Annotated in this window: 30 protein-coding genes and 1 pseudogene; 25 read left to right on the forward strand and 6 right to left on the reverse strand. The window is 27.0% G+C overall.

Annotated elements, in window-relative coordinates; genetic code table 11:
* The 7 genes from CQA44_RS03475 to CQA44_RS03505 all read left to right on the forward strand — a co-directional run bounded on the left by CQA44_RS03475 (nucleotide 1) and on the right by CQA44_RS03505 (nucleotide 7203).
* On the forward strand, nucleotides 1-1014 hold the full coding sequence (locus CQA44_RS03475) for a hypothetical protein (RefSeq protein WP_115545893.1): 1014 nt from the start codon (nucleotides 1-3) through the stop codon (nucleotides 1012-1014).
* A gap of 113 nt (nucleotides 1015-1127) precedes the next feature.
* Nucleotides 1128-1703, forward strand: coding sequence for an acyltransferase (locus CQA44_RS03480; protein ID WP_115545894.1), 576 nt, complete (start codon nucleotides 1128-1130; stop codon nucleotides 1701-1703).
* Entirely contained in the window at nucleotides 1700-3037 is a 1338-nt protein-coding gene (locus CQA44_RS03485) for an acetyl-CoA carboxylase biotin carboxylase subunit family protein (protein WP_115545895.1), read from the forward strand. Before CQA44_RS03480 ends, CQA44_RS03485 begins: the two co-directional genes overlap by 4 nt.
* Nucleotides 3034-3774 (forward strand): WbqC family protein, encoded by a 741-nt coding sequence (locus CQA44_RS03490; protein WP_220272137.1) that lies wholly within the window; start codon nucleotides 3034-3036, stop codon nucleotides 3772-3774. Before CQA44_RS03485 ends, CQA44_RS03490 begins: the two co-directional genes overlap by 4 nt.
* A gap of 64 nt (nucleotides 3775-3838) precedes the next feature.
* Nucleotides 3839-4945, forward strand: a complete 1107-nt coding sequence (locus CQA44_RS03495) for a Gfo/Idh/MocA family protein (protein WP_115545896.1) — start codon at nucleotides 3839-3841, stop codon at nucleotides 4943-4945.
* A gap of 9 nt (nucleotides 4946-4954) precedes the next feature.
* The gene (locus tag CQA44_RS03500) at nucleotides 4955-6142 is read left to right on the forward strand and encodes an FkbM family methyltransferase (protein ID WP_115545897.1); all 1188 of its coding nucleotides are present in this window, start codon (nucleotides 4955-4957) and stop codon (nucleotides 6140-6142) included.
* A 17-nt stretch (nucleotides 6143-6159) separates the two neighbouring features.
* A complete protein-coding gene (locus CQA44_RS03505) occupies nucleotides 6160-7203 on the forward strand; it encodes an acetyl-CoA carboxylase biotin carboxylase subunit family protein (protein ID WP_181881765.1) in 1044 nt (347 codons plus the stop codon).
* A gap of 148 nt (nucleotides 7204-7351) precedes the next feature.
* Here the strand turns inward: CQA44_RS03505 and CQA44_RS03510 are convergent, their stop codons facing one another.
* Genes CQA44_RS03510 through panD form a run of 6 tightly spaced genes read right to left on the reverse strand, consistent with a single transcriptional unit; the run spans nucleotide 7352 to nucleotide 12208 of the window.
* The gene (locus tag CQA44_RS03510) at nucleotides 7352-8878 is read right to left on the reverse strand and encodes a glucosyltransferase domain-containing protein (RefSeq protein ID WP_115545899.1); all 1527 of its coding nucleotides are present in this window, start codon (nucleotides 8876-8878) and stop codon (nucleotides 7352-7354) included.
* An 18-nt stretch (nucleotides 8879-8896) separates the two neighbouring features.
* Entirely contained in the window at nucleotides 8897-9679 is a 783-nt protein-coding gene (gene surE, locus CQA44_RS03515; RefSeq protein ID WP_115545900.1) for a 5'/3'-nucleotidase SurE, read from the reverse strand.
* Nucleotides 9680-9688: 9 nt separating this feature from the next.
* On the reverse strand, nucleotides 9689-10531 hold the full coding sequence (locus CQA44_RS03520) for a polyprenyl synthetase family protein (protein WP_115545901.1): 843 nt from the start codon (nucleotides 10529-10531) through the stop codon (nucleotides 9689-9691).
* Complete coding sequence (locus tag CQA44_RS03525; protein ID WP_147289746.1) at nucleotides 10532-11575, reverse strand: hypothetical protein; 1044 nt, start codon at nucleotides 11573-11575, stop codon at nucleotides 10532-10534.
* Nucleotides 11550-11843 carry a YbaB/EbfC family nucleoid-associated protein gene (locus tag CQA44_RS03530; protein WP_115545903.1) on the reverse strand — a complete coding sequence of 98 codons (294 nt, stop codon included), beginning with the start codon at nucleotides 11841-11843 and terminating at the stop codon, nucleotides 11550-11552. Before CQA44_RS03530 ends, CQA44_RS03525 begins: the two co-directional genes overlap by 26 nt.
* Nucleotides 11843-12208, reverse strand: coding sequence for an aspartate 1-decarboxylase (gene panD, locus CQA44_RS03535; RefSeq protein WP_115545904.1), 366 nt, complete (start codon nucleotides 12206-12208; stop codon nucleotides 11843-11845). The genes CQA44_RS03530 and panD overlap by 1 nt, the downstream gene beginning before the upstream one ends.
* A gap of 105 nt (nucleotides 12209-12313) precedes the next feature.
* Here panD and hypE point away from each other — a divergent pair, with 105 nt between their 5' ends.
* The 18 genes and pseudogenes from hypE (at nucleotide 12314) to CQA44_RS03625 (ending at nucleotide 26531) form a co-directional block, all read left to right on the forward strand.
* On the forward strand, nucleotides 12314-13303 hold the full coding sequence (gene hypE / locus CQA44_RS03540; RefSeq protein WP_115545905.1) for a hydrogenase expression/formation protein HypE: 990 nt from the start codon (nucleotides 12314-12316) through the stop codon (nucleotides 13301-13303).
* A 116-nt stretch (nucleotides 13304-13419) separates the two neighbouring features.
* A pseudogene (locus CQA44_RS13485) lies at nucleotides 13420-13788 on the forward strand (glycosyltransferase); the annotation flags it as partial.
* A gap of 33 nt (nucleotides 13789-13821) precedes the next feature.
* Complete coding sequence (locus CQA44_RS03550; RefSeq protein WP_115545906.1) at nucleotides 13822-14454, forward strand: GtrA family protein; 633 nt, start codon at nucleotides 13822-13824, stop codon at nucleotides 14452-14454.
* Nucleotides 14451-15110, forward strand: a complete 660-nt coding sequence (locus tag CQA44_RS03555; protein ID WP_115545907.1) for a trans-aconitate 2-methyltransferase — start codon at nucleotides 14451-14453, stop codon at nucleotides 15108-15110. Before CQA44_RS03550 ends, CQA44_RS03555 begins: the two co-directional genes overlap by 4 nt.
* Nucleotides 15111-15120: 10 nt before the next feature.
* Nucleotides 15121-16854, forward strand: coding sequence for a hypothetical protein (locus CQA44_RS03560; RefSeq protein WP_115545908.1), 1734 nt, complete (start codon nucleotides 15121-15123; stop codon nucleotides 16852-16854).
* Complete coding sequence (gene hypA / locus CQA44_RS03565) at nucleotides 16844-17245, forward strand: hydrogenase/urease nickel incorporation protein HypA (protein WP_258864885.1); 402 nt, start codon at nucleotides 16844-16846, stop codon at nucleotides 17243-17245. Before CQA44_RS03560 ends, hypA begins: the two co-directional genes overlap by 11 nt.
* 31 nt (nucleotides 17246-17276) lie before the next feature.
* The gene (gene mua, locus CQA44_RS03570; protein WP_115545909.1) at nucleotides 17277-17789 is read left to right on the forward strand and encodes a nickel-binding protein Mua; all 513 of its coding nucleotides are present in this window, start codon (nucleotides 17277-17279) and stop codon (nucleotides 17787-17789) included.
* On the forward strand, nucleotides 17786-18838 hold the full coding sequence (lpxB, locus tag CQA44_RS03575) for a lipid-A-disaccharide synthase (protein WP_115545910.1): 1053 nt from the start codon (nucleotides 17786-17788) through the stop codon (nucleotides 18836-18838). Before mua ends, lpxB begins: the two co-directional genes overlap by 4 nt.
* 60 nt (nucleotides 18839-18898) lie before the next feature.
* On the forward strand, nucleotides 18899-19624 hold the full coding sequence (locus CQA44_RS03580) for a tetratricopeptide repeat protein (protein WP_115545911.1): 726 nt from the start codon (nucleotides 18899-18901) through the stop codon (nucleotides 19622-19624).
* Nucleotides 19625-19632: 8 nt separating this feature from the next.
* Nucleotides 19633-20118 (forward strand): transcription elongation factor GreA, encoded by a 486-nt coding sequence (gene greA, locus CQA44_RS03585; protein WP_115545912.1) that lies wholly within the window; start codon nucleotides 19633-19635, stop codon nucleotides 20116-20118.
* Nucleotides 20115-20552 (forward strand): dUTP diphosphatase, encoded by a 438-nt coding sequence (dut, locus tag CQA44_RS03590; protein WP_220272138.1) that lies wholly within the window; start codon nucleotides 20115-20117, stop codon nucleotides 20550-20552. The genes greA and dut overlap by 4 nt, the downstream gene beginning before the upstream one ends.
* Before the next feature lie 33 nt (nucleotides 20553-20585).
* A complete protein-coding gene (locus tag CQA44_RS03595) occupies nucleotides 20586-21188 on the forward strand; it encodes a hypothetical protein (RefSeq protein WP_115545913.1) in 603 nt (200 codons plus the stop codon).
* Nucleotides 21185-22195: a hypothetical protein gene (locus CQA44_RS03600; protein WP_115545914.1), complete on the forward strand. Its 1011-nt coding sequence runs from the start codon at nucleotides 21185-21187 to the stop codon at nucleotides 22193-22195. The genes CQA44_RS03595 and CQA44_RS03600 overlap by 4 nt, the downstream gene beginning before the upstream one ends.
* Before the next feature lies 1 nt (nucleotide 22196).
* Nucleotides 22197-22823 (forward strand): type III pantothenate kinase, encoded by a 627-nt coding sequence (locus tag CQA44_RS03605; RefSeq protein ID WP_115545915.1) that lies wholly within the window; start codon nucleotides 22197-22199, stop codon nucleotides 22821-22823.
* Nucleotides 22824-22832: 9 nt separating this feature from the next.
* Nucleotides 22833-23450, forward strand: a complete 618-nt coding sequence (gene hisG / locus CQA44_RS03610; RefSeq protein WP_115545916.1) for an ATP phosphoribosyltransferase — start codon at nucleotides 22833-22835, stop codon at nucleotides 23448-23450.
* Nucleotides 23447-23794 (forward strand): hypothetical protein, encoded by a 348-nt coding sequence (locus tag CQA44_RS03615; RefSeq protein ID WP_115545917.1) that lies wholly within the window; start codon nucleotides 23447-23449, stop codon nucleotides 23792-23794. Before hisG ends, CQA44_RS03615 begins: the two co-directional genes overlap by 4 nt.
* Nucleotides 23795-23810: 16 nt before the next feature.
* Nucleotides 23811-25061: an EAL domain-containing protein gene (locus CQA44_RS03620; protein WP_115545918.1), complete on the forward strand. Its 1251-nt coding sequence runs from the start codon at nucleotides 23811-23813 to the stop codon at nucleotides 25059-25061.
* A gap of 3 nt (nucleotides 25062-25064) precedes the next feature.
* Nucleotides 25065-26531, forward strand: a complete 1467-nt coding sequence (locus CQA44_RS03625) for a GGDEF domain-containing protein (RefSeq protein WP_115545919.1) — start codon at nucleotides 25065-25067, stop codon at nucleotides 26529-26531.
* Nucleotides 26532-26535 lie beyond the last annotated feature (4 nt).

Below are 26535 nucleotides of genomic sequence, written 5' to 3' on the forward strand. Positions count from 1 at the left end.
GTGAATGCAATAGGGGGATATTTTGAGCTAGAGTTAAGAAAAACTAGATATTATCCACACAAAAATGCAATCCATTTAAAAAGTGCTAGGAATGCCCTAAAATTAATACTTCAAAATCATAATATTAAAGAGATTTATGTTCCTTATTTTACCTGTAAAGTTGTGTTAGATACTATTAAAGAACTTGGTTGTAGAATTAGATTTTACCACATAAAAGAGGATTTTTCGCCTAGAATAAAAGTTAGTAATAAGAATTGGATTTTATATACGAATTATTTTGGTATTAATTTAAGAAATGTAAAAAATATTCTTTTAAAATATACAAATGTAATTATTGATAATGCACAGAGCTTTTTTGCTCCACCTTCAAAAATATGTTTTTATAGCCCAAGAAAGTTTGTAGGAGTTAGTGATGGCGGAATTTTATATGATGAAAAATATAATAGAAACTCTCTATCTTTTAAAAAAGACATTAGCTTTGAGAGAGCAAAATTTTTATTTAAAAGACTAGATTTAAATCCAGAATCTTCATATAGTGATTTTAAACAAAGCGAGGACAGCTTATCTAGCAATATAGAATTAATATCGAATTTAACAAAAAGCCTCTTATTTAGTATTGATTATAATTTTGTCAAAAAAATTCGCATTAAAAACTTTAACACACTAAAGAAGCTTTTACCTAATACCTACTCTCTAAATTCTTTTGATATTCCTATGGTTTATCCATATTTTGCAAATTTAAAATTAAGAGAACATCTAATAAAAAATAGAGTATTTATCCCAATTTATTGGCCTTATATGCAAGAATGGTGTAAGAAAAATTCATTTGAAATTTACTTACAAAATCATCTTCTAGCTTTGCCAATAGACCAGCGATATGGCACAAAAGAGATGAAATATATTACAAATTTAATACTAGAGGCACAAAATGGGGGGGGGGTGGTAGCCATTGTTAGAAAGCTTAATAAGAATATTAGCAAATCTAATAAATACCTTAAGAGAAAATGTGCTTAGTTTGGTATTTTAGGCAGAGCTTTTATGTTTTTAAGATTCTAGTAAAGAGGCATTGATGGTTTTATCTTAAATGGAATCTAAAAATTGAAATTAAAAGCTTATAGGAGGATTTTATGGGATATTTAAGCAAAGAAGAGATTTCAAAAATTGGTTTTAAGTCCTTTGGGGAAAATTTAGAGATTAGTTCTAAGGCTATTTTTTATCGTCCAGAACGTATAAGCTTAGGCAGTAATATAAAAATAGATGACTTTGCAGTTTTAGCAAATCACATTACATTAGGCAATTACATACACATTAGCATAGGCAGTTATTTGCTCTCAAGTAGTAATGCGGAGATTATTATGAAAGATTTTAGTGGATTAGCCCCTAGGGCTCATCTTTTTACAAGTAGTGATGATTATAGCGGTAAGTTTATGACAAACCCAACCTTACCAGATGAATATTGTGGGCGTTATGAAAAGAGCTTAACTTTAGGAGAGCATAGTATTGTTGGAACTTGTTCTATTATCTTTCCAGGAGCAAACTTAGCCATAGGCACAGCAGTAGGAGCAATGAGCTTAATTAGAAAGCCTACGAAAGAATGGAGTATATATTTTGGCAATCCAGCAAGGAGAATAAGTCAAAGAAGTAAGAATATCCTAAATTTGCAAGATAAATTTTTAAATGAATTACAAAAGGCTAGATTATGAGATTACTAATGTTAGGAGGGAGCTACTTTCAAATGCCTGCTATACAAAAAGCTAAGGATATGGGGCATTATGTAATTACTTGTGATTATCTTCCAAATAATCCAGGTCATAGCTTAAGTGATGAGTATTATAATATCTCTACTACCTCAAAAGATGATGTATTAAATTTAAGTAAAAAATTACAAATTGATGGAATCTTAGCTTATGCTAGTGATCCAGCTGCACCTACTGCTGCCTATGTTGCAGAAAATTTAGGACTAGAAACTAGCCCTTATAAAAGTGTGGAGATTCTTACAAACAAAAAACTTTTTAGGAAATTTTTAAGAAATAACAATTTTAATGCCCCGAAATCAATGGGATTTAATAACTTGCAAGATGCTATAGATTGTTTTGATAAATTTACCCCACCGCTTATTTTAAAACCTGTTGATTCTAGTGGTTCTAAGGGTGTATTTAAGATAGAAAATAAAGGTGATTTAATAAAATATTTTACTAAATCTATGTCTTATTCAAATATAAAAGAGGTGGTTTTAGAGGAGTGGATAGAATATGATTTTTATCAAATAGCAGGAGATGGCTTTAGTATTGATGGGGAGCTTATTTTTAGCGGTTTTGCAAATGAGCATTTTGATAAATATAACTTTAATCCATTTGCTCCAATAGGAGAAAGCTTTCCATATAGCGGAGATAGTGAATCTTATACAATTACAAGAAAAGAGATAGAAAGATTAATTTCACTTCTTAATATGAAAACAGGGGCATATAATTTTGATATTAGATTAAAAAATAAACAAGTTTATTTTTTAGAAGTAGCCCCTAGAAATGGAGGCAATCTAATTCCTCAAGTAATAGAAAAAACCTTTGGGATAGATTTAGTAAGGGCGTCTATATGTGCTAGTTTAGGACTTTCTTTGGATTGGTTTAGAGAGAGTATATCAAATGTAAAAGTTTTAGGTTATTTTGCTTGTTATGTATTGCACTCTAAAATTAATGGAGTATTTAGAGGTTTGAGTTTGGGGGATGAATTTTCTAAAGATGTAGTTTTTAAACAGCTTTTTATAAGAGAGGGAGATTTGGTATCTAGTTTTAACGGTAGCAATGCAACGCTTGGAATAATAATATTTAAATCAAACTCAGAAGATGAAATGTTATATCGTATGGAAAATATGAATAGATTTGTTAAGATATTGCTAGATTCTATGGGGGGGGGTTGTAAGTTTAAAATAGGGATTATATTTTTTAGAGCTAGCAAGCCTAGTCATATTAATGCCCTTTGCCGCGCTATTTTTTATCAAAACAAGTTTTATTATAAAGATTTTAGGAGTGTAGCATGAAATACATTCCTAAAAATCAAACTATTGGTATTATGCAGCCATATTTTCTACCATATATTGGGTATTTTCAGTTAATTTCTGTTGTTGATACATTTGTAGTATATGATAATATACAATACTCTAAAAAGGCTTGGATAAATAGAAATAGATTTTTACAAAATAATATTGATGTTTTATTTAGTCTTCCATTAAAGAAAGATTCTGATTTTCTTAATATTGATAATAGATTTTTAAGCAATGAATTTAGTGCAGATAAGATTCTCTCTAGAATCCATTTTGCTTATAAGAAATCACCAAATTACAATATTTTAATGCCTTTATTGGAATCTATTATGACTTATCCAAGGGACAACCTCTTTGATTTTGTATATCACTCAATTTTAAGGATCTGTTCCTTTTTACAAATCTCTACAAATATTATCATTTCTTCCACCATTAATATAGAGCACAATCTTAAAGCTACACAAAAAGTAATAGCGATTTGCAAGACTTTAAATGCTAAAGTTTATATAAACTCAAGCGGAGGAGTTGAATTATATAGTAGTGATGAATTTAGCAATGAAGGGATAGAATTACTTTTCTTAAAGCCAAAAGATGTAATCTATAAGCAATTTAGCGATGAATTTATGCCAAATTTAAGCATCATTGATGTGATAGCATTTAATGATATAAATTCTATTAAATCTATGCTAAAAAATTATATTTTATTTAAAAATAGCTCTATGGGGGGGGGGTAGAAGGGGTTTAAGTAAAAACTATAAGATTATTTCTAAATACCCCAAATATCCAAAGGCTGCCTAAATGCAGACTCTAAGTTTAGCATTTATAGGCGGTGGTATAGGCTCTGCTATTGGCTATACTCATTTTATTGCCTCTCAAATGGATAGTAGGTTTAAGCTAAAAGCTGGCTGTTTTAGTAAAGACTTTGCTGCTAATAAAAAGAGTGCATCTTTATTTGGGGGTGATATTAGGCTGTATTCTAATTATGAAAGTCTTTTATTAAATGAAGTAGGCAAAATTGATGCAATATGTATTCTAACTCCCACTCCAAGCCATAAAGATATAATATGCAGGGCTTTAGAGCTTAATTACTATGTAATTTGTGAAAAAACTCTTTGTACTAACCTCAAAGAAGCATTGCAAATTAAGAAGATACTAGATGTTAAAAGGTCATTTCTAGCTATCACTTATAACTATACAGGCTATCCTATGCTAAGAGAGTTACAAACAATGATATTGAATAACGAATTTGGCAAACTTCATAATATACAAATAGAAATGCCACAAGAAGGCTTTATTAGAAATATTAATGGTAGCATACCTAAGCCTCAAAATTGGCGAATGCGAGATTTAGAAATCCCAATAATTAGCCTTGATTTAGGGGTGCATATATTAAATATTATTTCTTTTTTAAGCTTTAAAAAACCTCTAAGCCTATTTGCTGTTGCAAATAGTTTTGGGCATTTTAAAAATATAATTGATGATGTAAATATTTTAGCAGAGTTTAGTGATAAATTAGTGGCTAATATTTGGTATTCAAAGTCAGCTTTAGGCTTTAGAAATGGTCTTAGAGTGAGAATATTTGGAGAACATTTAAGCGCAGAGTGGTTACAAAGTAATCCTGAAGAATTACTAATAAACACAAAAGAAGGAGAGAGAATTATAAAAGATAGAGCCTCACCTAATATTTTTGCAAATAAATATGATAGGTTTAAAGCAGGACATCCCGCTGGTTTTATAGAGGCATTTGGAAATTATTATAACTCTCTAGCAGATTCTATTATATCTTTTAGAAGTTCTAAGTCTTTATCACCATATATTTTTGGAATAGATAGCGCAATAGAGGAGCTAAAATTTTTACAAGCAATTAGTAAATCATTTAAGTCTAAAAGAAAGGTTAATTTATAAGGAGAAATTATGAATATACAAAGAACAAAAATGAGTATTGAAAAAATAAACTTTGTAAGAGAATTTTTAGAGCCTAGTTCTAAAAGATACATTTTTGGGTTTAATAAATATTCAAAATTTATAATTAAGGCTTTATATGAGAGGAATCTAAAGGTAGATGGAATAGTAGATGATTTTACAAAAGATAGTGTATATAGTTATAAAGATATACAAATCCCCCTAATTAAAACTAATGAAATTAAGTGCTATGCCAAAGTAGTAGTAGTAGTTCTTTGTCAAACTAATTTAGCTTTAGATAAATTATTGTATTTGCAAAAGTTAAAGATAATAGAATTTATAGATTATTTTGCATTTTTTAGAATCTTAAAAGAGGAATTTAATATTTCATTATTAGAGATAGAGTTTGATGATTTATTTGTTGCAAATAAGACTAATTCCAAAGTAAGCACTTGGAAGGACTTTAGAGAACATTTTAGGGCTAATAGATATGAATATGAAGATATTTATAATAAATTAATAGAAAATAGAAGTAGAAAAGAATTTGAGCAAATAATAAATTTTAGACTAAATAGTGATTTTAGCTTTATGAGAGATTTTACTTTTCGCCCAAATGAACAATATTTTGAGGAGTTTTTAGGGCTTGAAGGAGTAGATATATTTTTTGATATTGGTTCTTATGATGGAGAGAATAGCTTAGAGTTTATAAAAAGGGCAAAAAATTATAAGCAAATTTATTTTTTTGAAATACAAAAGAATAATTTTATTAATACAACTAAAAATCTATTCAATTACCCAAATATCAAAGGCTTTAATATAGGCTTAGGTGAAGGAAAAGATATAATAGGAGTTAAATCCTCCAAAACTGCTTCATATCTAACTAAAGATTCTACTGATATGGTTGAGGTAAATTCTATTGATAATTTATTAAACAATAAAGAGATAATCATAAATGGGGGGGGGCAGCGAGATATAAAGATTATGCTAAAACTAGATATTGAAAGTAGTGAAGAGTGGGCGTTGATGGGTGCTAGAAATTTTATTACCAAATATAAGCCAATAATTGCAATATGTGTCTATCATAGATTTGATGATTTTATAAGAATCCCAAAATTACTTTTAGAATTTAATCCTAAATACAGGCTTTATTTTAGACATTATTCATCAGGGGTAAGTGAGAGTGTAATGTTTTTTGTATAAAATATATTGGAGATATGATGAAGAAGCTTTTTCTTGCAGGAGGAAAATTTGCAGATATTCCTGCTATTTTAGCAGCTAGAAAATTAGGATTTTATGTAATTACAAGTGGAAATAATAAAGATGATTTAGGACATGCTTATGCTAATGAAACAATACTCGAAGATTATTCTAATAAAGAGGCTATGCTTGAATTGATAGAGAGGCTTAAAATAGATGTTCTAATTCCTGCTTGTGATGACTACTCACTGCTTACTTGCTCTTATGTTAATGATTATTTAAAGATTGGCAATTTTGATAGTTTTGAGACCTCAAAGATTATTCATCATAAGAATTTATGGAGAGAATTTTGTGCTAAAAATAATATTATATCTCCTAAAGCTCTATCTTTTAGTAAAGAATTAGATGCAATAGAATCTATAAAAAAGAATTTTAGAGAAAAAATAATAATTAAACCAATAGATTCTGCCTCTGGTAAGGGTGTAAGTACAGCTTTTGCAAATGATATTTTATTAAAAGATAATATTAATTTTGCACTAGAACACTCAAGAAGTAAAAAAATTGTAGTAGAGGAGTTTATAGAGGGTAGTAGGCATGGCTTTAGCACTATTTTAATAAACCAAAAAGTAATATTTTATTTTTATGATAATGAGCAGTATAATTATAAGCCCTTTGCAGTATCAGGGACTACTACAAGTAGTATTATTACACAAGATATAGCTTTTGCTTTAATAGATGAGATTGAAAAAATAGCAAGTATTTTAAAGTTAGAGGATGGAATCTTTCATACACAAACTATATTAAAGACAATGAAAGATGGAAGTAAAAAATTAGTAATTATTGAGGCTTGTCGTAGGGCTGGAGGAGATTTGTATCCTAAATTTGTATCATTTAGCACAGGGATTGATTATCCTCTTTTATATATTAGCTCTATTGCAAATTTACCCATTACAAAATTAAAATTAAAAAGAAAGAAATTTTTGGCAAGGCAGTGTATAATAAGCACAAAAGCGGGAGTATTGAGTGATATTATTTTTGATTGTAAAATTAAAATAATATCATAGATTTATTTTTATGGTATAAAAAAGGTGAATTTATAGAGCGTTTTTATAAAGCTGGTATAGTATTTTTAGAATTTAGCTCACAAGAAGAGATGAATGAAAAAATTAGTAATTTAAATAATCTAATACATTTTAAATTCTATTAATCTTTTCATATATTTTTAAAATCAACAATATAGCATACTTTAGCTCTATGTTCATATCTTATGATTTTGTGATAATAGTTGTTAGTTAATATCTTAGGTTTCTTTGTGTATTTTATAATTGTGCTGCAATTTATTGTTGTTGCACTTATGCTATAATGCTCTAAGGCTGCTACTCCCCAATTTGCCTTGCCTTGAATTATAGGAATTAATCGTTTTATTATTGGGTATTGTTCTTTTGCATATTTAATATTAGGTGTTGCTCCTGCAAAACCTATAAAATCAATATTGAATTTAGAATCTAGATTTTTATCACTTTCTTTTAGGTGTTTAGCTAAATCATTTACTACTAGAATATAGCGAAATCGCTGGTAATCATCGTGTGCTCTTAGGCTCTGCCCATAATATGTAGCAAATGTGATTAGGTATTGAGCTAGTATAATTATCATAATTGATGACATAATTTTTAGACTCTTTTTATTTAAACTTATAGAATCTATTACAATTAATGCTATAAAAATACCAAATCCAATGAAAGATCTAGCATAGTATGAAGGAATAATTAGAATAATATATAAACCATAGGATAATATTAGCAATAGGATTAATGTAGTAATAGCAAGAAAGATTGAGTTAAATTTATTTAGCTTAGAATCTAGCGTATTTTTAAAGATAAATATAATACTAAAGCCAAAAATTATACCTAAAAATACTTTACTAGCTTTAAAACTACTCCCACCAAAATCTGTATAAATTGCTTTTAAAAATAGACTTATATTTCTATAAACCCCATCGATAAATAATTTAGGAGGTAAAATATCACTTGTAGCATAATCTAAGCTTGGCGTGTGAATAAATAACTTAAAGATTATAGATGCGATTAAATATGATATTAAGCAGCTTAAGGTTATATAATAAGCTTCTTTATATGCTTTTTGATTAAGTTTTTTAAAAGCTAAAAATAAACCTATGATAATATAAACTCCGCTACTTGCTTGATAGCTTGTTAGCATAATTAATAATGATAAGAAAGAAGTAATTATAAATAGTTTTTTGTATCTTAAAAATAAAAATGGAAATATACTTGATAGAACGCTTAATGCCATAAATGGAGAATCAAACTTATATGATAGATTCTGTAAATAATAAGGATTAAGTCCAATACTTAGACTTGATAAAATTGCAAGTTTATAATTTAATAATTCTTTATTTAATGTGTTTATTAATATAATAGAGGCAATGCTAAGAAATAAAATACTAAGTAATAGGCTTAGTGGGAATAGATTTAAGAAAAAGCTTGAATTAAGGCTTAAGATTCCAGCTAGAGTAGATGATGTGTATCTATCCCAATTTGTAAAGTCAAAGTTTCCAAATATGCTTCTACCTAAATCATCAATATAATTAAAGTTTGCTAGTATTAATGAAAATAGAGCTATTAAATAAAATATAAATATAAATAAGATATTGAATTTATTTTGTTTAAAAAACTTTTTTAAAACTACAATAAATATTAACCTAGAATCTAAAATCTTCATTTTATTTTAGGCAGGCTTTTAAAATTTACTAGCCCAATTGTTTAGTGTTTGCATATCCTCATAGCTAGTCATATCTAGCATTATAGGTGTTATGCTAGTATAGCCCTCAAACACTGCTTTAAAATCAGAATTATTATCTTTTCTTTCTTCCCAATTTAGTGGGTGAAGTCCTAGCCAATAATATTCATATCCTCTAGGATTCCTATGCAAGTGTGCATCATTACCATAGATTCTATATCCAAGTTGAGTTATTTTAATGCCTTTGTATTTATCTTTTTTTATTTGAGGAATATTAATATTTAGTAATTTTCTTCCACTTAATGGAAAAGTCCTATTAAGTAATTCTTTTACTAATCCTTTTGCTACTTCTTTTGCAAGGCTAAAATCATACTCAAATGCTGTATTTTTATCATCTAATACTTGCGATATTGCAATAGATGGAATCTTGTGAATTGCCCCCTCCATAGCCCCCGCAACAGTGCCAGAATATGTTACATCTTCTCCCATATTTGAGCCAATATTAATTCCAGAGATTATTAAATCAGGTTTAATCCCTTTATATAGCGTATTTAGTGCTAGATATACGCAATCAGATGGAGTGCCATCTTCTAATTTATAGAAGTTATCTTTTATTTTAATAAAACTAAGTGGTCTAGTTAGGGTTAGTCCGTGCCCACAGGCAGATTTTTCACTAGCAGGAGCTACTACTAAAACCCTCCCTAAATCACTAATAGATTCTACTAATGCTTGTAATGCAGGAGATAAATAGCCATCATCATTTGTTATTAATATATTTTTCATTTTTTTCCTTTAAAAATATTTTTCTAATAAAATTGATAGATTATTTTTTATATCTTTATCAAGTTTGTCAATTTTTCTTAATAGCTTTGCTTTTATCTCTTCTAATTCATTTTTTGCACCATCTAATCCTAATAAATTAACATAGCTATTTTTAAATGTATCATTATTTGCAGTTTTACCCTCTAAGGTTGATGTAGAATCTAATATATCATCTCTTATTTGGAAAAATATTCCAAGCAATTTAGCGAATTTATAAATTTGTTTATCTTGTTTTTTTGGTAAGTTTGCTATTATTGAACCCATTTGAAGTGATGAGGCTATTAGTGCTGCTGTTTTATTTGTATGTATAAAGATTAATTTATCTTTTTTTAGTTTTTGCTTTTCAAAATAGCAATCACAAGCCTGTCCTAAGACCATTTTTACAGCTCCAAAGCCAAGTGAATTTATTAATTTTACTTTTTTCTTTGAGCTAAAATTAGAATTTGCTATTAAATAAAATGAGTATGAATTTAGGGCATCTCCTACAAGTATTGCATCAGCCTCACTATATTTTGTATGTAATGTTTGGTGATTTCTTCTTAAATTTGCATTATCCATAGCAGGTAAATCATCATGAATTAGTGAGTAAGTATGTAGAGCCTCAAGTGCTAAAGCAATATTAAACGAATCTTTTATTCTCTCTTTTTTCTTTGCTAAAACAATGCTAAATAATAAACTAGGACGGAATCTTTTACCCCCATTTAAAAGCATTTCCCAAAAAGCATTTTGAAAACTAGGGTGAAAGCTTTTAAATATGCTCGTATCGTGGTTTTGTAAAAAACATTCAAATTCATTTAATGTATTTTTTAGCATTTATCTCTCTAAAGTTATAAAAAATTCAAAATCATCTCTAATTACCAAAAAAGAAAATTCTTTTTCATTTTCCCTAAATGTTTGCAAAATAGCAGAATCCAATTCAGATTTATTTCTTACTTTTATTTGGTTTAATCGTAGGATTCTATCATTTTGTTTGAAATTAAATTTATTTACTTTACTTCTAACTACTAGTTTATTATCTAACATAATACCAAAGATTTCTAAATAGCTATCATTTTCTATAAATGGAGTTAATCTTTTAAATGGCTTTATAATAACAGATATTATATCATTTCCACGTTTTATTTTTAAAAGAGCGTTTTTAGAGGTGTTTAAATTTGATGAAATATCTATAAAATCATTTATATTTTTAATATCAACTCCATTAATGCTAAGTAAAATGTCATTAATCTTTATTGCATTTCCAATAAATGGATTTATATTCTCTATCCTTAAATTAGCATTTAATTTTATGCCAATATCACTATACATTCCATTTTTATTTAAAAATAGTTCTATATATTTTTTATCTATAAATTTATTATTTTTTGCACTAATTCCATAGGCTTGATAGCAAATATCACTAATCACGCTATTTTGCTTAATTTCTTTAGAAAAAATAGCTAGGTTAACTAAGGAATTTTGCCTTTGTTGTATGCTACCTGTTGTAATGGAGCTATCATTTATTGCAGATACCTTGATTGTTTTATCAACCTCTCTTAAAGTGTATTTTTGATTTAACAATTTATCACTAAATAATATTAATCCCGTTAAATAGTCATATTTTATAATCTTTGGGTGATTAAAATTTTTATTAGTATATGCTAGATATTTACCATTCCCTATGTGGATTGCACGAATAGTTTGAATATCGCTAGAATATTTATCCTCTAAGTTTCTAGATTCTATAAATTCTTTTGATGTATTTAGGTAGAATTCTTGGCATTTTCTAAAATCTAGTGCAGGTAAATAAGTAGTAGATAACCCAGCATTGCAAAATATAATTAATAAAACTTTACTTAAATGATGATAAATCACCAAATAACTCCATTGCAGAGTTTTTCTTAGCAGATTCTGCATTTTTTAGGGCTTCATTTATTGCTCCAATAATTAATATTTGCATAGCCTCTACATCATCAAGCAAGGATTTATCTATGTTTAAATCTATAACTTCTCCCTTTCCATTTACGCTAACACTAACTAATCCACCACCACTTTTAGCAGAATATATTGTATTTGCTTGTTTTTCTTCTATATTTTTTATATTGTCTTGAAGTTGGTTTAGCATATTTGCGAAATCATTTATCATTATAATTCCTTTTTATGAGAAATTACTTTGTTGTTGTTGTCTAATAACAAAACACTAGGAAAGTAACTTTCTAATTCACTCTTATTATACATAGCATAAGCCATAATAATTACTTTATCGCCTATTTGAGCTTTTCTTGCCGCAGCACCATTTAGGCATATTGTTCCACTATTTGCTTCTCCTTCAATAATATAAGTGCTAAATCTCTCACCATTGTTAATATTTGCAATTTCTACTTTTTGTCCTACAAGGAGATTTGCTTGTTTTAAAATAGCTTTATCAATTGTAATAGAACCTTGATAGTTAAGATTTGCATCAGTTATTGTAGCTCTGTGGAGTTTAACTTGCAACATTTCTATATTCATTGTTTATTATAAGTTCCTTTTTTTAATTTTTAATAAAAATTTAAATGGATTTTATCATAAATTAAATTATACTTTCAGCCTTTAAATTAAAATCTAGGGTTATTTATGTTATCTAAAGTTTTATTATCTTATGGTAATGGTGGATTAGAAAACCAAGAATTAATAAAAATATTTTTAAAATATTTTGACAATCAATATGGTAGCGAAGATGCAGGTCTTTTTAGTGGTGATAATTTTGCAATTAGCACAGATGCTTTTACTATCACTCCTATATTTTTTCCGGGTGGAGATATAGGCAAACTTAGTGTGTGTGGTAGTTGTAATGATGTGGCTGTTATGGGAGCAAAACCTAAGTATTTAACTATTTCATTTATAATAGAAGAGGGATTTTTAATAAGTGATTTAGAGAGAATTGCAAAATCTATTAGTATTGAAATGAAAGCAAATAATATTACTCTTTTATCGGCAGATACTAAGGTTGTATCAAAGGGAGCTGTAGAGGGAATTTTTATTACTACTACTGTGATAGGAGAAATAAAATACAAAGGCATTTCTTCTATGAATTTAAAAGAGAATGATGTTATTATTGTTAGTGGGGATATTGGCTCTCACGGAGCCTGTTTGTATTGCTTAAGAAATAATATTTCTTTAGAAAATTCTTTACATAGTGATTGTGCTTCTTTGTGGGGATTAGTAGAATCGCTTTTAAATGAAAATATTAAAATTCACAGCATTAGAGATGCTACGCGTGGAGGTATAGCCTCTGTTTTAAATGAATGGGCTAATTCATCAAATTGTGATATTTTGCTTGACGAAGATTCTATTCCTATGAAAGATGAGGTTCGTGGAGTTTGTGAAATTTTAGGCATTGAGGCATATAGCTTGGCAAATGAAGGTGTTTGTGTATTTGCTATACCAGAATCTTTTGCTATTTTAGCACTAGAGATTTTACATAAACAGCCTTTAGGTAAAAATGCGGCAATTATAGGCAAGGTAATAAAAAATGGCAACAAAAGGGTAGTGTTAAATACTAATTTGGGTTCTAAGAGATATTTAGAATATCCACAAGGTGAGATTCTACCTAGAATTTGCTAAATAATAATGTTATAAGGAGTGAATTGTGAATTTAGAAAATAGGGGGGGGGCAGCAAACTCTAAATAAAACAAATTTAAATAATACAAATTTAAATAATACAGAGGCAATAGCTCTTATTCCTGCATATAAACCAAGTATAGAGATTATCAATCTTGTAAATTCTCTTATTGAATCAAATTTTATTGTAATTATTATAAATGATGGCTCTCCAAAGGCTTTTGATAGTATATTTTCACAAATTGATAATAAAGCAATTTTACTTAAAAATGCAATTAATTTAGGCAAAGGTGCAGCATTAAAAAATGGGATAAATTATGTTTTAAATAATTATCCAAATTTATCTTTAATAATAACACTAGATTGTGATGGTCAGCATAAAATTGATGATGTAAAAGTTTTAAGAGATGTATTTTTAGAATCTAGTGTAGATTTAGCCATTGGTGTTAGAGAGTTTAGCAAAGATATTCCATTTAGAAGTGAATTTGGTAATAAATTAACTAGATTTATTTTTAAAATTATGTTTGGCAAAAAGCTAAAAGATACACAAAGCGGACTTCGTGCATTTACTCCTAGCTTTGCTAGAAATATTTTAGGCATTCTTTATAATGGATATGAATTTGAAATGCAAATGCTAATTTCAGCTTGTAATAATAATATTAAGATTTTGCAAGTGCCAATCAAAACAATCTATATAGACAATAACTCTTCTTCACATTTTAATCCTATATTTGATTCTCTTAGTATTTATTTTGTGTTATTTAGGCATATTGGTAATTCACTTCTTACAGCCCTTATTGATTATGTTGTATTTGTTATTGCCTTTAGCCTTAACTTTAGCCTCTTAGTTTCTATGATAAGCGGTAGAATAGTTGCTGGAAGTTTTAATTTCATCATTGGGAAGAGATTTGTTTTTAAAACAAAGTCAAATTTAAAGTTTGAAATTATTAGCTATCTAATTTTAACAATTATTTTAATGCTTATTTCTATGCAAGGAATTAAGTTAATCACGCATTATAGCGGTATTAATGAGATTATTATAAAACCAATTTGTGAATTAATGATTTTTGCTATTAGTTTTTTAATCCAGAGATTTTTTATCTTTAGCTCAAAAGCTGAAATATTAGATTTTAAATCTAATGGGGGGGGGTGAGTGAAAATTTTATTACAAGCATTATACCTACAAATTGGGAAAAATATTATTCAAATAGAAAAGATAGGAGGCTTAAAATATCACAAATTACAAGGAAAATTACTACAAAAATGATTTTAAATCTAATATCAAAGTATGAAAATATAAATAAAATTTGTGAGTTTGGTGGTGGAGATAGTTGTTTTTATGAGGCTTTTAGAGACTCTTATCCAAACTCATCTTACATTATCTATGATAGCTCTAAAAATGGTGTAGAAGCTTTTAGAACTAAGTTTGAAAATGTAGCACCTTATAAACAAAGAGGAGTTTGTATAGATTTACTTCAAACAAGTTTAGATTCTAGTTTTGATTTAGTTTTTTCTGCTGGTTTAATTGAGCATTTTAATAAAGATAAAACAAAGGCTATGATACAAAAGCATTTTGAGGCAGCAAAGAGTGGGGGAATTGTTTTGATAACTTACCCAACACCAACTAGGCTTTATAGATTTAGTCGCTATTGTTTAGAGCGACTAAATATGTGGGAATTTTATGATGAGAGAGCATTATTATTTGATGAAGTGGATTGTGTTTGTAAGGAATTTGGTGAGAGATTATCCTATAAGCTAAATTACTATATTTTGCTTACACAAGGAATTGTAGTTTATAGAAAATATTAAGGAGTAAATTGTGAATTTAATTTTAGCAGTATTATCATTTTTTAGTGCAGTAATGTTACCTGGCGCAGTGATTTATAAACTAATTTTTAAGAAATTTGATTTTGCTTTATTTATCACTATTAGCTTTATTTTTAGTCTATGTTTTAATTTGTATTTAATATATATTTTATCTTTGTGTGGGATTTATAATCAAAATATTGTTGTTGGTATTTTTGTTATAGAAATTATTTTATTTTTGTTTTTATTTCGCTTTGAGATTCTTAGACCACTTGATGCAGTTAAGCTTTCAAATGATTATGTATCACAATTTTTATTTACATTTGGCGTGTTACTTACTCTTTATTTTTTAAATAAGGTTTTTAAGGCAGATATTTTTTATGCTTGGGATGCTGTTGTGTCTTGGGATAGATGGGCTAGTGAATGGGCTAGTGGAAAGTTTGTATTAAATGAAGGTGGATATCCACAAGTTTATCCTATGCTTTTATCACTAGGTTATGTTGCAAGTCAAAAGGTTTCTAGTTTTCAAGGTATTGGTGTTGCAATATATCATTATTTTATTTTTGCTGGAATTGTATCAAGCATATTTTTATTTAATTCTAATAAATATCGTATTTTTGGGATTATAAGTACTATATTAATTTATGTTGTTTTTTTTAGATGGAGTAATGAATTTTATGTAGGTTATGTTGATTTACCCGTTGCAATGATTATTTTAATATCAGCATTAAGTCTTTTAAAAGCTGTATTATTAGATTGTAATGAATGCAATGAAACTTGCAAAATTACTTCTCCTAAAACATCAGTTTTATTTTATTTATTATTTTCTAGCTTATGTGCAGGACTTAGCACAGAAGTTAAGCAAGCAGGCTTATTTTGGTGTATTGCTTTTGTATTTAGTATATTTTATTTTAGATTCTATAAGAAAATTTCATATAAAATTTTATTAACCATTATTTGTGTTATGTTGTTTTTTATATTTCCTTGGATTGCTATTGCAATTTATAAAAAAATCTTTTTAAATATTGATGCTACAAATGCAGATTATGTAATGAATGGAATTTTTCTTGGTAAAGGGTATTTAGAGAGATTTAGTATTGCTTTAAAAAGATATGAGGCAATCTCTATTTTATTTTTTATCTCTATTTTTGCTATAAAAGATAGGATATTTAGATTTTATTCTATTTGTGGAATTATATATTTTGTATTTTGGGGAACTCATCTTAGTTATGATCTAAGGAATTTACAAGGTGGTTTGCCTTTAATGATAATAGCCTTTAGTGGAACTATTATATGCTATTTTGATATTGTTACAAAAGCCTTTTTATTGGTTTATAAAAGAATTCCTATAATTTTTATTTGTATTGTTTTATTTGGTTGTATTTTTGCATATTTTAGTCAAGAAAAGATACTACAAAGTGAATATAAACGCAAAATGACTTTAGGTGGCAAAGAAGTAAATGAATTAGTATTAAATACTTTTAAAAATAATGGGGCTAAAGTTTTATTAACAAGCAATCAATTAATAGCATTTGTTCCAGCTATGGATAGACAATACTATAAGTTATATCATTTTGGACCACAAATTAAAGATGGTGAGTTTGAAAAATATGCTATTGCTTTAAAAGATGAAATTGGAAGTTTTTATATTCTACTACCAAAAGATGAATTTAAGAGATATGAGAGATTTTTTGAAAAATCTAATATAATAGGAGAGGTAGGCTATTATACTTTAGTTGAGTATTAATAATTTTAAGGTAGAATATTTTATTTTATTTTGGATTTTTAATATGCACGAATATTCTATTGTTTCAGATTTAATTATTTTATGCGAACAAAATGCAAGGGAGCATAACGCAAAAAAAATTTTTGAAATTAGCATTGAAGTAGGCGAGAGAAGTGGCGTAGAAATAGAATTATTAAAGATTGCATTTGATATTTTCAAAGAAGAGAGTGAGTTTTGCAAAGATGCAATTTTAAAAATAATTTATAAAAGAATAAGGCTAAGATGTAATTCTTGCAATAGTATTTTTGATGCAAAAGGCTTGGAGTATGGGATATGTAAGTTTTGTAATAGTGCTGAATTGGATATCATTAAAGGAAAGGAATTAAATTTATTAAGATTAGAAATGGAATAATTTTAATTTTAAATTTTTGGAGTTAGTGATTATGAAAAATGTTTTTGATAGATTTATACAAAATATAGATAATATTAAAGAAACTTGGCAAATTGTAGAATTTTTTGAGAATGAGTTTGAAAAATTTAGAGAAGAAGTTGGTAATTATCAAAGTAACATTTCAAAAGAGCAAGAGAATTTAAAGAAAATTAGAAATGAACATTTAGAGCTTCAAGAATCTGTCAAAAAAATAAAAGAGGAGTTAGAAAAACTTAAAGAAGAAAAGGATAAATTAAAAGATGAAAATAATTTAGATTCTATTGATAATTTACGCAAAAATGTTCCTATAAGGGCATTGCAAAAAGTTGATATTAGATTAAAAGATGGCATAGTAGTAAAGGCAAATCCAGCAAGTGATGTGTATTCTAAAGAAATTGTTGAAAAATATATAATTAGTCTAAGAGAGTTAAAATCACTAAAGTCAAGGCTTATGGATAGTGATTTAGAAAATGCAAAATTAAGGAATGAAATAAAGGATTTAAAACAAGAAAGAAAAATAATATGAATCTTTTTGTAAGTGCTTTAGAGCATTCTGCAAATATCCATTTAAAATTACTTTTAAATGAACTAAATAGAATTGAAAATATCACATTAAGTGGAATCTTTTCATCAGATATTAGCCCGCAAAAACCACTTTATGATATTAATAAATTTGCTGTAATGGGTTTTATAGATGCAATTAAAAATATCTCATTTTTTATAAAAGCAAATGAGGCTATGGCAAGGTTAGCCATAAAAGCCGATAAAGTGCTGTTAATGGATAGTTCATCGTTTAATATTCCTCTTGCAAAAAAAATTAAAAAATATAATCCAAATATAGAAATTATTTATTACATACTTCCGCAAGTTTGGGCTTGGAAGCCTTGGAGGGCAAAGATAATAGAGCAATATTGTGATAAATTAGCAGCAATTTTGCCTTTTGAATTAGAATATTATGATAAAAAGGCTAGATTTGTAGGACATCCTCTTTTAGATGAGATTACAGAATTTAGAGATTCTTCTAGCTATAACTTAATAACTTTTATGCCAGGAAGTAGAAAAGGAGAAATAAATAGGATATTCCCAATTTTTATTGAGGTTAAAAATTTACTAAAAAAGCAAGATTCTAGTCTTAAGTTTGAGCTTGTTGTGCCAAAGCACTTCAAAGATACTAGTATTTATTTAGATATTAGCGATTTTAACATTAGCTATGATGCTCAAAAAAGCCTAAGTAAGTCAAAATTTGCATTTATTTGCTCTGGGACTGCAACGCTAGAGTGTGCAATAATTGGGACTCCATTTGTTTTAGGATATAAAGCAAAGTGGCTTGATGCTTTTATAGTAAAGCGATTTTTAAATATTAAATATGTTGGATTGGCAAATATTTTATATCAAAAAAAATTTCCAAATGAGGAGTTTCACATAGAGTTATTGCAAGAGGATTTAAATGTTACTAATTTATTAAGTGCTTATAAAAATGCAGATAGCACCTCATTTTTAACTAAATCTATTCAACTAAGAGAGTATCTAAAAAATGGAAGTGCAAAAGAGGTGGCAACTTGGCTAGTAAAATAAGTATTTATAAAAGAATTATATGATATAAAGCAATCATAAATTTTCTTTTTAGGATTTACTATGACAAAAAAGACAATAATAATGGCTGTAATTTTAGTGCTGCTATTAGGCGTAGCAGGCTTCTTATATAAAGATATGCTTTTAGGAATGTTTGGATTATCACAAAATCAAGAAGAATTTATTGAATTTAATGAAATATCACAACCACAAGAATTACAAACTACTTCTAATCAAACTACTTTAAATGACAATGAAATATCTAATACAAAAGTTGATAATACTCAAAATCAAAAAGAGACATTAAAAAATAGTTGTGAAAATGGAAATGTTGATGATTGCATAAATTTAGCACTTAAGTATATAGAATCTAAAGATTTTTTAAGTGCTATTAAAGTAGTAATTGTTCCTTGTGAAAGGAAAAATGCAAAATCTTGTGCTATATTGGCAGATATTTATAGTGGAGTGGATGGAGTTGAGAAATCTATACCATTATTTATTGCTTATGCTACTAGGGCGTGTGATTATGGTGATGTTGATTCTTGTTATAGTTTGGGCGTAAAGTATTATCGTGGTGTTGATTTAAAAGAAGATATAAAAAAATCATTTGATTTATTTAAAAAATCTTGTGATAATGGAAAAGTAGAGGGTTGCAATAATTTAGCAGTTATTTATAACAATGGAGCAAATGGAATTTCAAAAAATACAAAATTAGCTAAAGATATATTTAAAAAAGCCTGTGATAATGGGTATAAACCAAGTTGTAAAAATTTATCTAAAATCAATTAAGGATTATTATGCAAAAAGAGCCAATGACTGAATATGGTTATAAAAAATTATGCGAAGAACTAAAAAATTTAAAAGAAGTAGAACGTCCTAATATCGTTAAAGAAATTGATACTGCAAGGTCTTATGGTGATTTAAAAGAGAATGCAGAATATCACGCAGCACGAGAAAAACAGGCATTTATCGAGGCAAGAATTGTTGATTTAGGAAAGATTCTAGCAAATGTGCAAATAATTAATCCAAAATCCTATGAGCATAAAAGTGTAAGCTTTGGTAGCACTATTTATTTATTAGATTTAGAGAGTGATAAAAAATTAAAATATACTATAGTAGGCTCTTATGAGAGCAATCCAGAAAAAGGTTATATTTCATTTCACTCACCTATCGCAAAGTCAATTTTGGGTAAAAACAAGGGCGATGAGGTTAGCATTATACTTCCTAGAGGAGAGAGCGAATTTGAGATTTTAGATATTTGTTATGAGGAGATAGTATTTTGATTGAGCTAAAAGTTAAGCAGCTAGATAAAGATTCTATACTTCCTAAGTATCAAAGTGATGGTGCAAGTGGTTTTGATTTACATAGCATTGAAGATATTGAAATTGCTCCTAGTGAGGTTGTAGCAGTAAAAACAGGACTTGCATTTGAAATACAAAAAGGTTTTGAGATTCAGGTTAGACCACGAAGCGGACTTGCTATTAAAAATGGAATTAGTGTTTTAAATACTCCCGGAACTATCGATAGTGATTATCGTGGCGAGGTTATGGTTATATTGGTAAATTTTTCTAAAAATACATTTTGTATAAAAAAAGGCGATAGAATTGCACAAGCAGTTTTATCTCAGGTGTTTCAAGCTAATTTAGTCCCTAGTAATTCCTTAAATGAGACTAATAGGGGGAGCAGTGGTTTTGGAAGCACAGGAGTTTCACATTAAATAACCTTAATTTTTAATATAAGGAGAGTGATTTTGAGTATAAAAAATAATTTAAACTACATTAAAAATGAATTTAGCAATGATGAAAAAATTATTGAAAATGCCTTTAAATTAGAGATTTTATATAAACGATATAAATATATTATTTGGACTTTTGGTGTTATTATCATAGCAATTTTATTATTTGTTAGTATTAGGTCATATTATATTGAAAACAATGCAGTTAAAAGTAGCTCTATTTTAAACTCATTGCTTGAAAATCCAAATGATACAGAATTAAAAGAGGAGCTTAAAAATAGCAATAAAAATTTATATAATATTTTTGTTTTAAAACAAGCTTTGAATAAAGGAAATATCAAAGATTTAGAATATATAAGCAATAATTCAAATGATGATTTTATAAAATATATTGCAAACTATCATTTAGGTTCATTTGAGAGAGATTCAAATATGTTAAGTAAAGATACCAAATTTATGATAGGTGATTTTGCAAAAATACAAAATGCCTATATTTTAATCGATAATAATAAAGTTTCTCAAGCACAGGATATTTTAAGGCAAATAGCAGAGAATTCTCAATTAAAGGAGTTATCTAATATTTTACTTCATTACACAATTATGAAAGATAAAAAATGATTAGAATCTTATTTTTTGTAACTTTAGCTTTATTTATTGGTTGTAGCGAAAAGCAGTATTTTAAGCCAACAAAAACGGAGATTATAGGAAATTTTGAGATAGATTCTAAGTTAGAATATTCTATAAAACAGTCAAATAAAAATGGAGCTTTGCTAGAAGATGGAACTTTAATTACAAAAGATGGGATATATAAACTAAACTTAGATAAAAACTTTATATTTTTAAATATGGTTAATGATTTAATTTTAGTTGGAGATTATAATACTAATAGTTTACATTTTTTAAATAAAGATGGAAAGATATTAAAAACATTTAAATTTGACTTTATGCCTCTTAGTGCTAATTTAAAAGAAAATATCTTAGCGGTAGTTTTATCAAATAATACCTCCATTATTTGGGATATAAATACAAATGAGGAATTATTTTCAAATAAAGGTTCTGTTATATATGCGATAAATTCAAATATAGCTTCTCCTATTTTTTTGGATACTAATGTAGTTTTCCCAACTTTTGATGGTAAGTTGTTAGTTATAGATTTAAATTCATATAAAATTATTAGAAATATCTCTCTTGGCAGCGGAAGATTCTTTGGTAATATTATATACTTAGCATTTGATGGTAGCAATATTAATAACGAAAGTATTATAGTGGCAACTAATAATAAAGTCGTTAGTATAATAGGTGGCAAAGAATTTAGCTATGAATCTAATATAAATGATATTTTATATAAAAATAGCAAAATTTATATTTTAAGTCTTGAGGGTGAGGTTATAGAACTAGACTTGCTTTTAAATGAATTGCATAAAAAGAAATTTCAGTTTGCAACACTTAATTCAATAGTAGTAAATAATAATATTTATACAATAGAATCTCAAGGATATTTAATTAAAATCGATCCAAATAGCTTTGAATCTAATATTTATGAAATAAATATCGATAAATATAAAGATAGTTTTTACACAAATGATACTATTTATTATGATAACAAAGTTATTAAAGTGAAATAGAATGCTTCTATGTGATATTGGTAATACTTATTTTCATTTTTTTTATAGAGGTAGAATTTGGAAAGAAGAGCCAAATTTACTTAGTAGAAAAAATGAAGAATATAGAATTTATTATATTAGTGTAAATGAGAGAAATGAAAAAAAATTATTAGAATCTCATAATAATTGCTTAAATATAGATAGATTTCTTAGTTTAGATACAATTTATAGAGGTCTTGGTATAGATAGAATAGCTGCTTGTTTTGGTATAAAAAATGGAATTATTATTGATGCAGGAAGTGCTATAACAATTGATGTTATGCAAGAAGGAATTCATCTTGGAGGATATATTTTACCAGGAATTGAGAGTTATAGGAGGTTATTTGCTAACATTGATGTGCTAAATGTTGAGTTTAACCTAAATGTATCACTTGATACTATGCCACAGAATACGCGAGATGCTGTGAGTTATGGTTGTTTGAAAGGAATAATTTTAAGTATTAAAGATATAGCAAAAGATAATTTTATATATTTCACAGGTGGAGATGGGAAATTCTTATCACGATTTTTTGATAACTCAGTTTATGATAATACTTTAGTTTTTAAAGGAATGACAAAGGCTGTAAATGATAATAATCTTATTGTCTGAAGGTGATATATGATAACAATAGCTTTACCAAAGGGAAGAATTGCTGATGAAGTATTAAATATTTTTAGTAGCATCTTTGGCGATGAATTTTGCTTTTTAGATAGAAAATTAATTTTGCAAAAAGGTGATTTTAGATTCTTGCTTGTAAGAAATCAAGATGTGCCTATTTATGTTGCTTATCAAGCTGCAGATTTAGGGGTTGTTGGTCTTGATGTTTTAGAAGAAAATAAGCTAGATATTATTAGATTGCTTGATTTAAAGATTGGCAAGTGTAAGGTTGTGCTTGGTTCAAAGTTAAATGTGGGCATTGATTATAACAAACCTCAAATAAGAATTGCTACAAAAATGCCAAATATTACTAGAGATTTTTTTTCAAAAAGAGCTGTTGCAACAGATATAATAAAGCTTTATGGTTCTATTGAGTTAGCTCCACTTGTTGGACTAGCAGATGCAATTGTTGATATTGTAGAAACTGGTAATACAATGAAGCAGCATAATTTAAAAGTTGATGAAGTGATTTTAGAATCTAGTGCTTATTTAATTGCTAATCACAATAGTTTTTATGCAAAAAAAACTAATATTTTAGATCTATATAAGAAAATTGAAATTATTAGGGATAATTTATGAGGTTATTATTAATAGGTTGTCTATTATTTTGTAATTTATTTGGTGCTTGGGTTATGTTTAATGATGGTGAGGATACTTACATATATAATAATATAAGTGGAGATATCTATATTCGTCATAAAAAAGGTGGTAATAATTATGAAGACCAATTTATTAAAATGCCATCAGGAGTAATTCCAAAAAATTTGCAGGATTCTAAAAGTGATCCAAATAGCAAAAAACCTAATATAGATAAAAAAGGAATTAATAGTTATAATAATGATAATATATCAGAACAGACTGAGGCACTGAAAAATAAGTTCCAAGACTTGCAAAATAATATGCTTGATAAAGTATTAGAATAAATATGGGTGGTTACAAATGATTTCTGCAAAACAAGATAATGTAAAAGGAAACGAATTTTTTGATTATTTATTTGATAGACAAGCTTTGTTGCATTATTTAAATAATTTTCAAAAAGATAAAGAAGTTATGATTTTATTATTTGAGTTAGAAGATTTAGATGAATGGTTTTCTATATATTCTCCAAATATAGTTTGTAAAACAGGGGAAGAAATATTATCAGTTATAAATGAGATTCTACCTCCAAAGGCAAAATTTTTTCAAATATCAGATGATAAGTATTGTATCCTATTTAGCTCTGTTGATGTAAGAAAAGGTATGGAATTTGCCCATATTTTGAGAGCATTAATTATAGATAGAAAGTCTTGTACAAATTTAAGTGAGCTTGATGTTACAGTTTGCAGTGGGCTTGCGATAGGAAAAGTTGAATGTATTATTCCAAAAGCATTTAGTGCATTAAAATATTCTAAAAAGATTCTATCAAAAATTTATTTTTTAGATGTTTGTGATGATAATTTTAAAGAGCTTCAAAAAAAAGAGATAGAGTGGAATATTTTAATTAAAAACGCAATTCATGATGGAAGAATAGTTCCATTTTATCAACCAATATATGATAATGAGAGCAAACAAATTACAAAGTTTGAATGTCTTGCAAGATTGATTGATGATGATAGAGTTTTATATCCATTTGATTTTTTTCCACAAGCAAGGCGTATGGGGTTTGTTAGAAGTATTACTTACTCAATTATAGACAATAGTTTCAAGGCATTTGTAAATAATAACTTTGATTTTTCTATTAATATTACAGAAGAAGATATTAGAGATACCCAAATGATAGACTATTTGAAAGTTTGTTGTGAAAAATTTAATATTAATCCAAATAGAATTATCATTGAGTTGTTAGAGGATATAGAATTTGATGATGATAACTTAATCATCAATAATATCTTAATATTAAAAGATATGGGCTTTAAGATAGCAGTTGATGATTTTGGATATGCTAATTCTAATTTTGGAAGATTAATTAGAATGCAAATTGATTATATTAAAATTGATGGTAGATTTATAAAAAACATGAATACAAATGAAATGAGCTATAAAATAGTAAAATCTATTACTAATTTTGCAAAAAATATTGATGTGTTATGTATTGCAGAGCATGTGCATTCAAAATCTGTGCAAAGCCTTGTTAAAAAATTAGGTATAGAGTTCTCTCAAGGATATTTTATAGGGGAAGCTACTTCTAATCCAACTATAAAATTAGGATAATCATTGAAGATCTCAAAAAATAATTATTTTATTTATATAATAATTATAGTGCTGTTTAGTTTGCTTTATGCACTAGTATTTATAACAAACAGGATTCAATATATAAATAGTGATTTAGAATTACAAAGAAATGAAATTTCTCATTCAATTAATAATGTAGTTAATTTAAATCAGATTATGGATATTAGGCAAATAAAGTATTTTATTAACCACATTAAATTACTTGAGATTTTATATAAAAATAATTCAAAGCTTATAAATAATATTTTAAAAAATAATATTATCTATGATTTTATTGGTATTGTTAGCCCTAATGGAGAGTATAAATATGCAAATAATTTTGATTTTAAACAACTAGCTAATTTTGATAATAAAAATAGAAATACCATAAGTAGTAATATTATTTATGATGAATCTAGTAATAAATCTTATAAAGTTTTTTCATATCCACTTTTTGTAGGCGATAAATTAGAAGGATATATTATTGCATATTTAGATATTAACTTTTTGTTAAATATGGATAATTTATATTTAGCTTCAGAAGATAGCCATATTTTAAGTAATGCGTATGTAAATGATATTTATATAGGACATAAAAATCTCTCATTTATTTATCCTGAAGCTTGGAAAAATATAGATAAAGGTAAAGAAGGACAATTTATTTGTGATAGTATCATATTTACTTTTAAAGAGATAAGCTTTCTTAAAAATATTAATAATTTTAAAATAAATAGTAGTAAGCTTTATTTAGTTTCTATTATTAAAATGAACCCAAAAGATAATCCTTATCATATACATGATATAAAGTCATTTATAAAATATGCTGATTTCAAAAAACAAATATTATATTGGATTATAGGCTACATTTGGATCTTATTTGCTTCTATATTATTTTTTATTATTATTGTTAATAAAATTAAAGCTGATAATTTAAGTAATTTTGACCCTATGACAGGAGTTTATAATAGACGTAAGGGTTTTTTATTGCTAAATAAGGTGATTGAAAAATATAGTTTTAGTTCAAAAAGCTTATTTAATAATGTTATTAGCAAAATATTATATTTTAAAACATCTATTAATTCTATCCATATTTGTTTGGTTGATGTTGATAACCTTAAGCAAGTAAATGATAAGCTAGGGCATAAATATGGAGATGAATTAATAATTAATGTAGTTGATATAATTAATAAACACCTAAAATACCTTGAATTTATTATCAGAATTGGTGGAGATGAATTTTTAGTTGTGTTTATTAATAGAAAAATTATTGATATTGAAGAAATTTGGAAAGATATATCAAAAGATTTTGAGGAAAAAAACAATAGTGGCACTCTTAGATACAATATTCGTGCTAGTAAAGGGGTTTTTGAATATAGACTAGGAATGGATATAGAAAGTTGCATAGTAGAAGCAGATAAATTAATGTATCAAGAAAAAAGAGCTCATAAGATTAATTTATTTTTCAATTAAAAGG

The sequence above is a fragment of the Helicobacter sp. MIT 14-3879 genome (assembly GCF_003364125.1).

Coding starts and splice junctions, on each gene's coding strand:
- hypE (WP_115545905.1), top strand. CDS start 12,314: ATGTTATCTAAAGTTTTATTATCTTATGGTAATGGTGGATTAGAAAAC.
- CQA44_RS03520 (WP_115545901.1), bottom strand. CDS start 10,531: ATGCTAAAAAATACATTAAATGAATTTGAATGTTTTTTACAAAACCAC.
- mua (WP_115545909.1), top strand. CDS start 17,277: ATGAAAAATGTTTTTGATAGATTTATACAAAATATAGATAATATTAAA.
- CQA44_RS03485 (WP_115545895.1), top strand. CDS start 1,700: ATGAGATTACTAATGTTAGGAGGGAGCTACTTTCAAATGCCTGCTATA.
- panD (WP_115545904.1), bottom strand. CDS start 12,208: ATGAATATAGAAATGTTGCAAGTTAAACTCCACAGAGCTACAATAACT.
- CQA44_RS03600 (WP_115545914.1), top strand. CDS start 21,185: ATGATTAGAATCTTATTTTTTGTAACTTTAGCTTTATTTATTGGTTGT.
- surE (WP_115545900.1), bottom strand. CDS start 9,679: ATGAAAAATATATTAATAACAAATGATGATGGCTATTTATCTCCTGCA.
- CQA44_RS03550 (WP_115545906.1), top strand. CDS start 13,822: ATGTTTGGCAAAAAGCTAAAAGATACACAAAGCGGACTTCGTGCATTT.
- CQA44_RS03605 (WP_115545915.1), top strand. CDS start 22,197: ATGCTTCTATGTGATATTGGTAATACTTATTTTCATTTTTTTTATAGA.
- CQA44_RS03500 (WP_115545897.1), top strand. CDS start 4,955: ATGAATATACAAAGAACAAAAATGAGTATTGAAAAAATAAACTTTGTA.
- greA (WP_115545912.1), top strand. CDS start 19,633: ATGCAAAAAGAGCCAATGACTGAATATGGTTATAAAAAATTATGCGAA.
- hisG (WP_115545916.1), top strand. CDS start 22,833: ATGATAACAATAGCTTTACCAAAGGGAAGAATTGCTGATGAAGTATTA.
- CQA44_RS03530 (WP_115545903.1), bottom strand. CDS start 11,843: ATGATAAATGATTTCGCAAATATGCTAAACCAACTTCAAGACAATATA.
- CQA44_RS03480 (WP_115545894.1), top strand. CDS start 1,128: ATGGGATATTTAAGCAAAGAAGAGATTTCAAAAATTGGTTTTAAGTCC.
- CQA44_RS03495 (WP_115545896.1), top strand. CDS start 3,839: ATGCAGACTCTAAGTTTAGCATTTATAGGCGGTGGTATAGGCTCTGCT.
- CQA44_RS03490 (WP_220272137.1), top strand. CDS start 3,034: ATGAAATACATTCCTAAAAATCAAACTATTGGTATTATGCAGCCATAT.
- CQA44_RS03580 (WP_115545911.1), top strand. CDS start 18,899: ATGACAAAAAAGACAATAATAATGGCTGTAATTTTAGTGCTGCTATTA.
- CQA44_RS03505 (WP_181881765.1), top strand. CDS start 6,160: ATGAAGAAGCTTTTTCTTGCAGGAGGAAAATTTGCAGATATTCCTGCT.
- CQA44_RS03615 (WP_115545917.1), top strand. CDS start 23,447: ATGAGGTTATTATTAATAGGTTGTCTATTATTTTGTAATTTATTTGGT.
- CQA44_RS03620 (WP_115545918.1), top strand. CDS start 23,811: ATGATTTCTGCAAAACAAGATAATGTAAAAGGAAACGAATTTTTTGAT.
- CQA44_RS03510 (WP_115545899.1), bottom strand. CDS start 8,878: ATGAAGATTTTAGATTCTAGGTTAATATTTATTGTAGTTTTAAAAAAG.
- lpxB (WP_115545910.1), top strand. CDS start 17,786: ATGAATCTTTTTGTAAGTGCTTTAGAGCATTCTGCAAATATCCATTTA.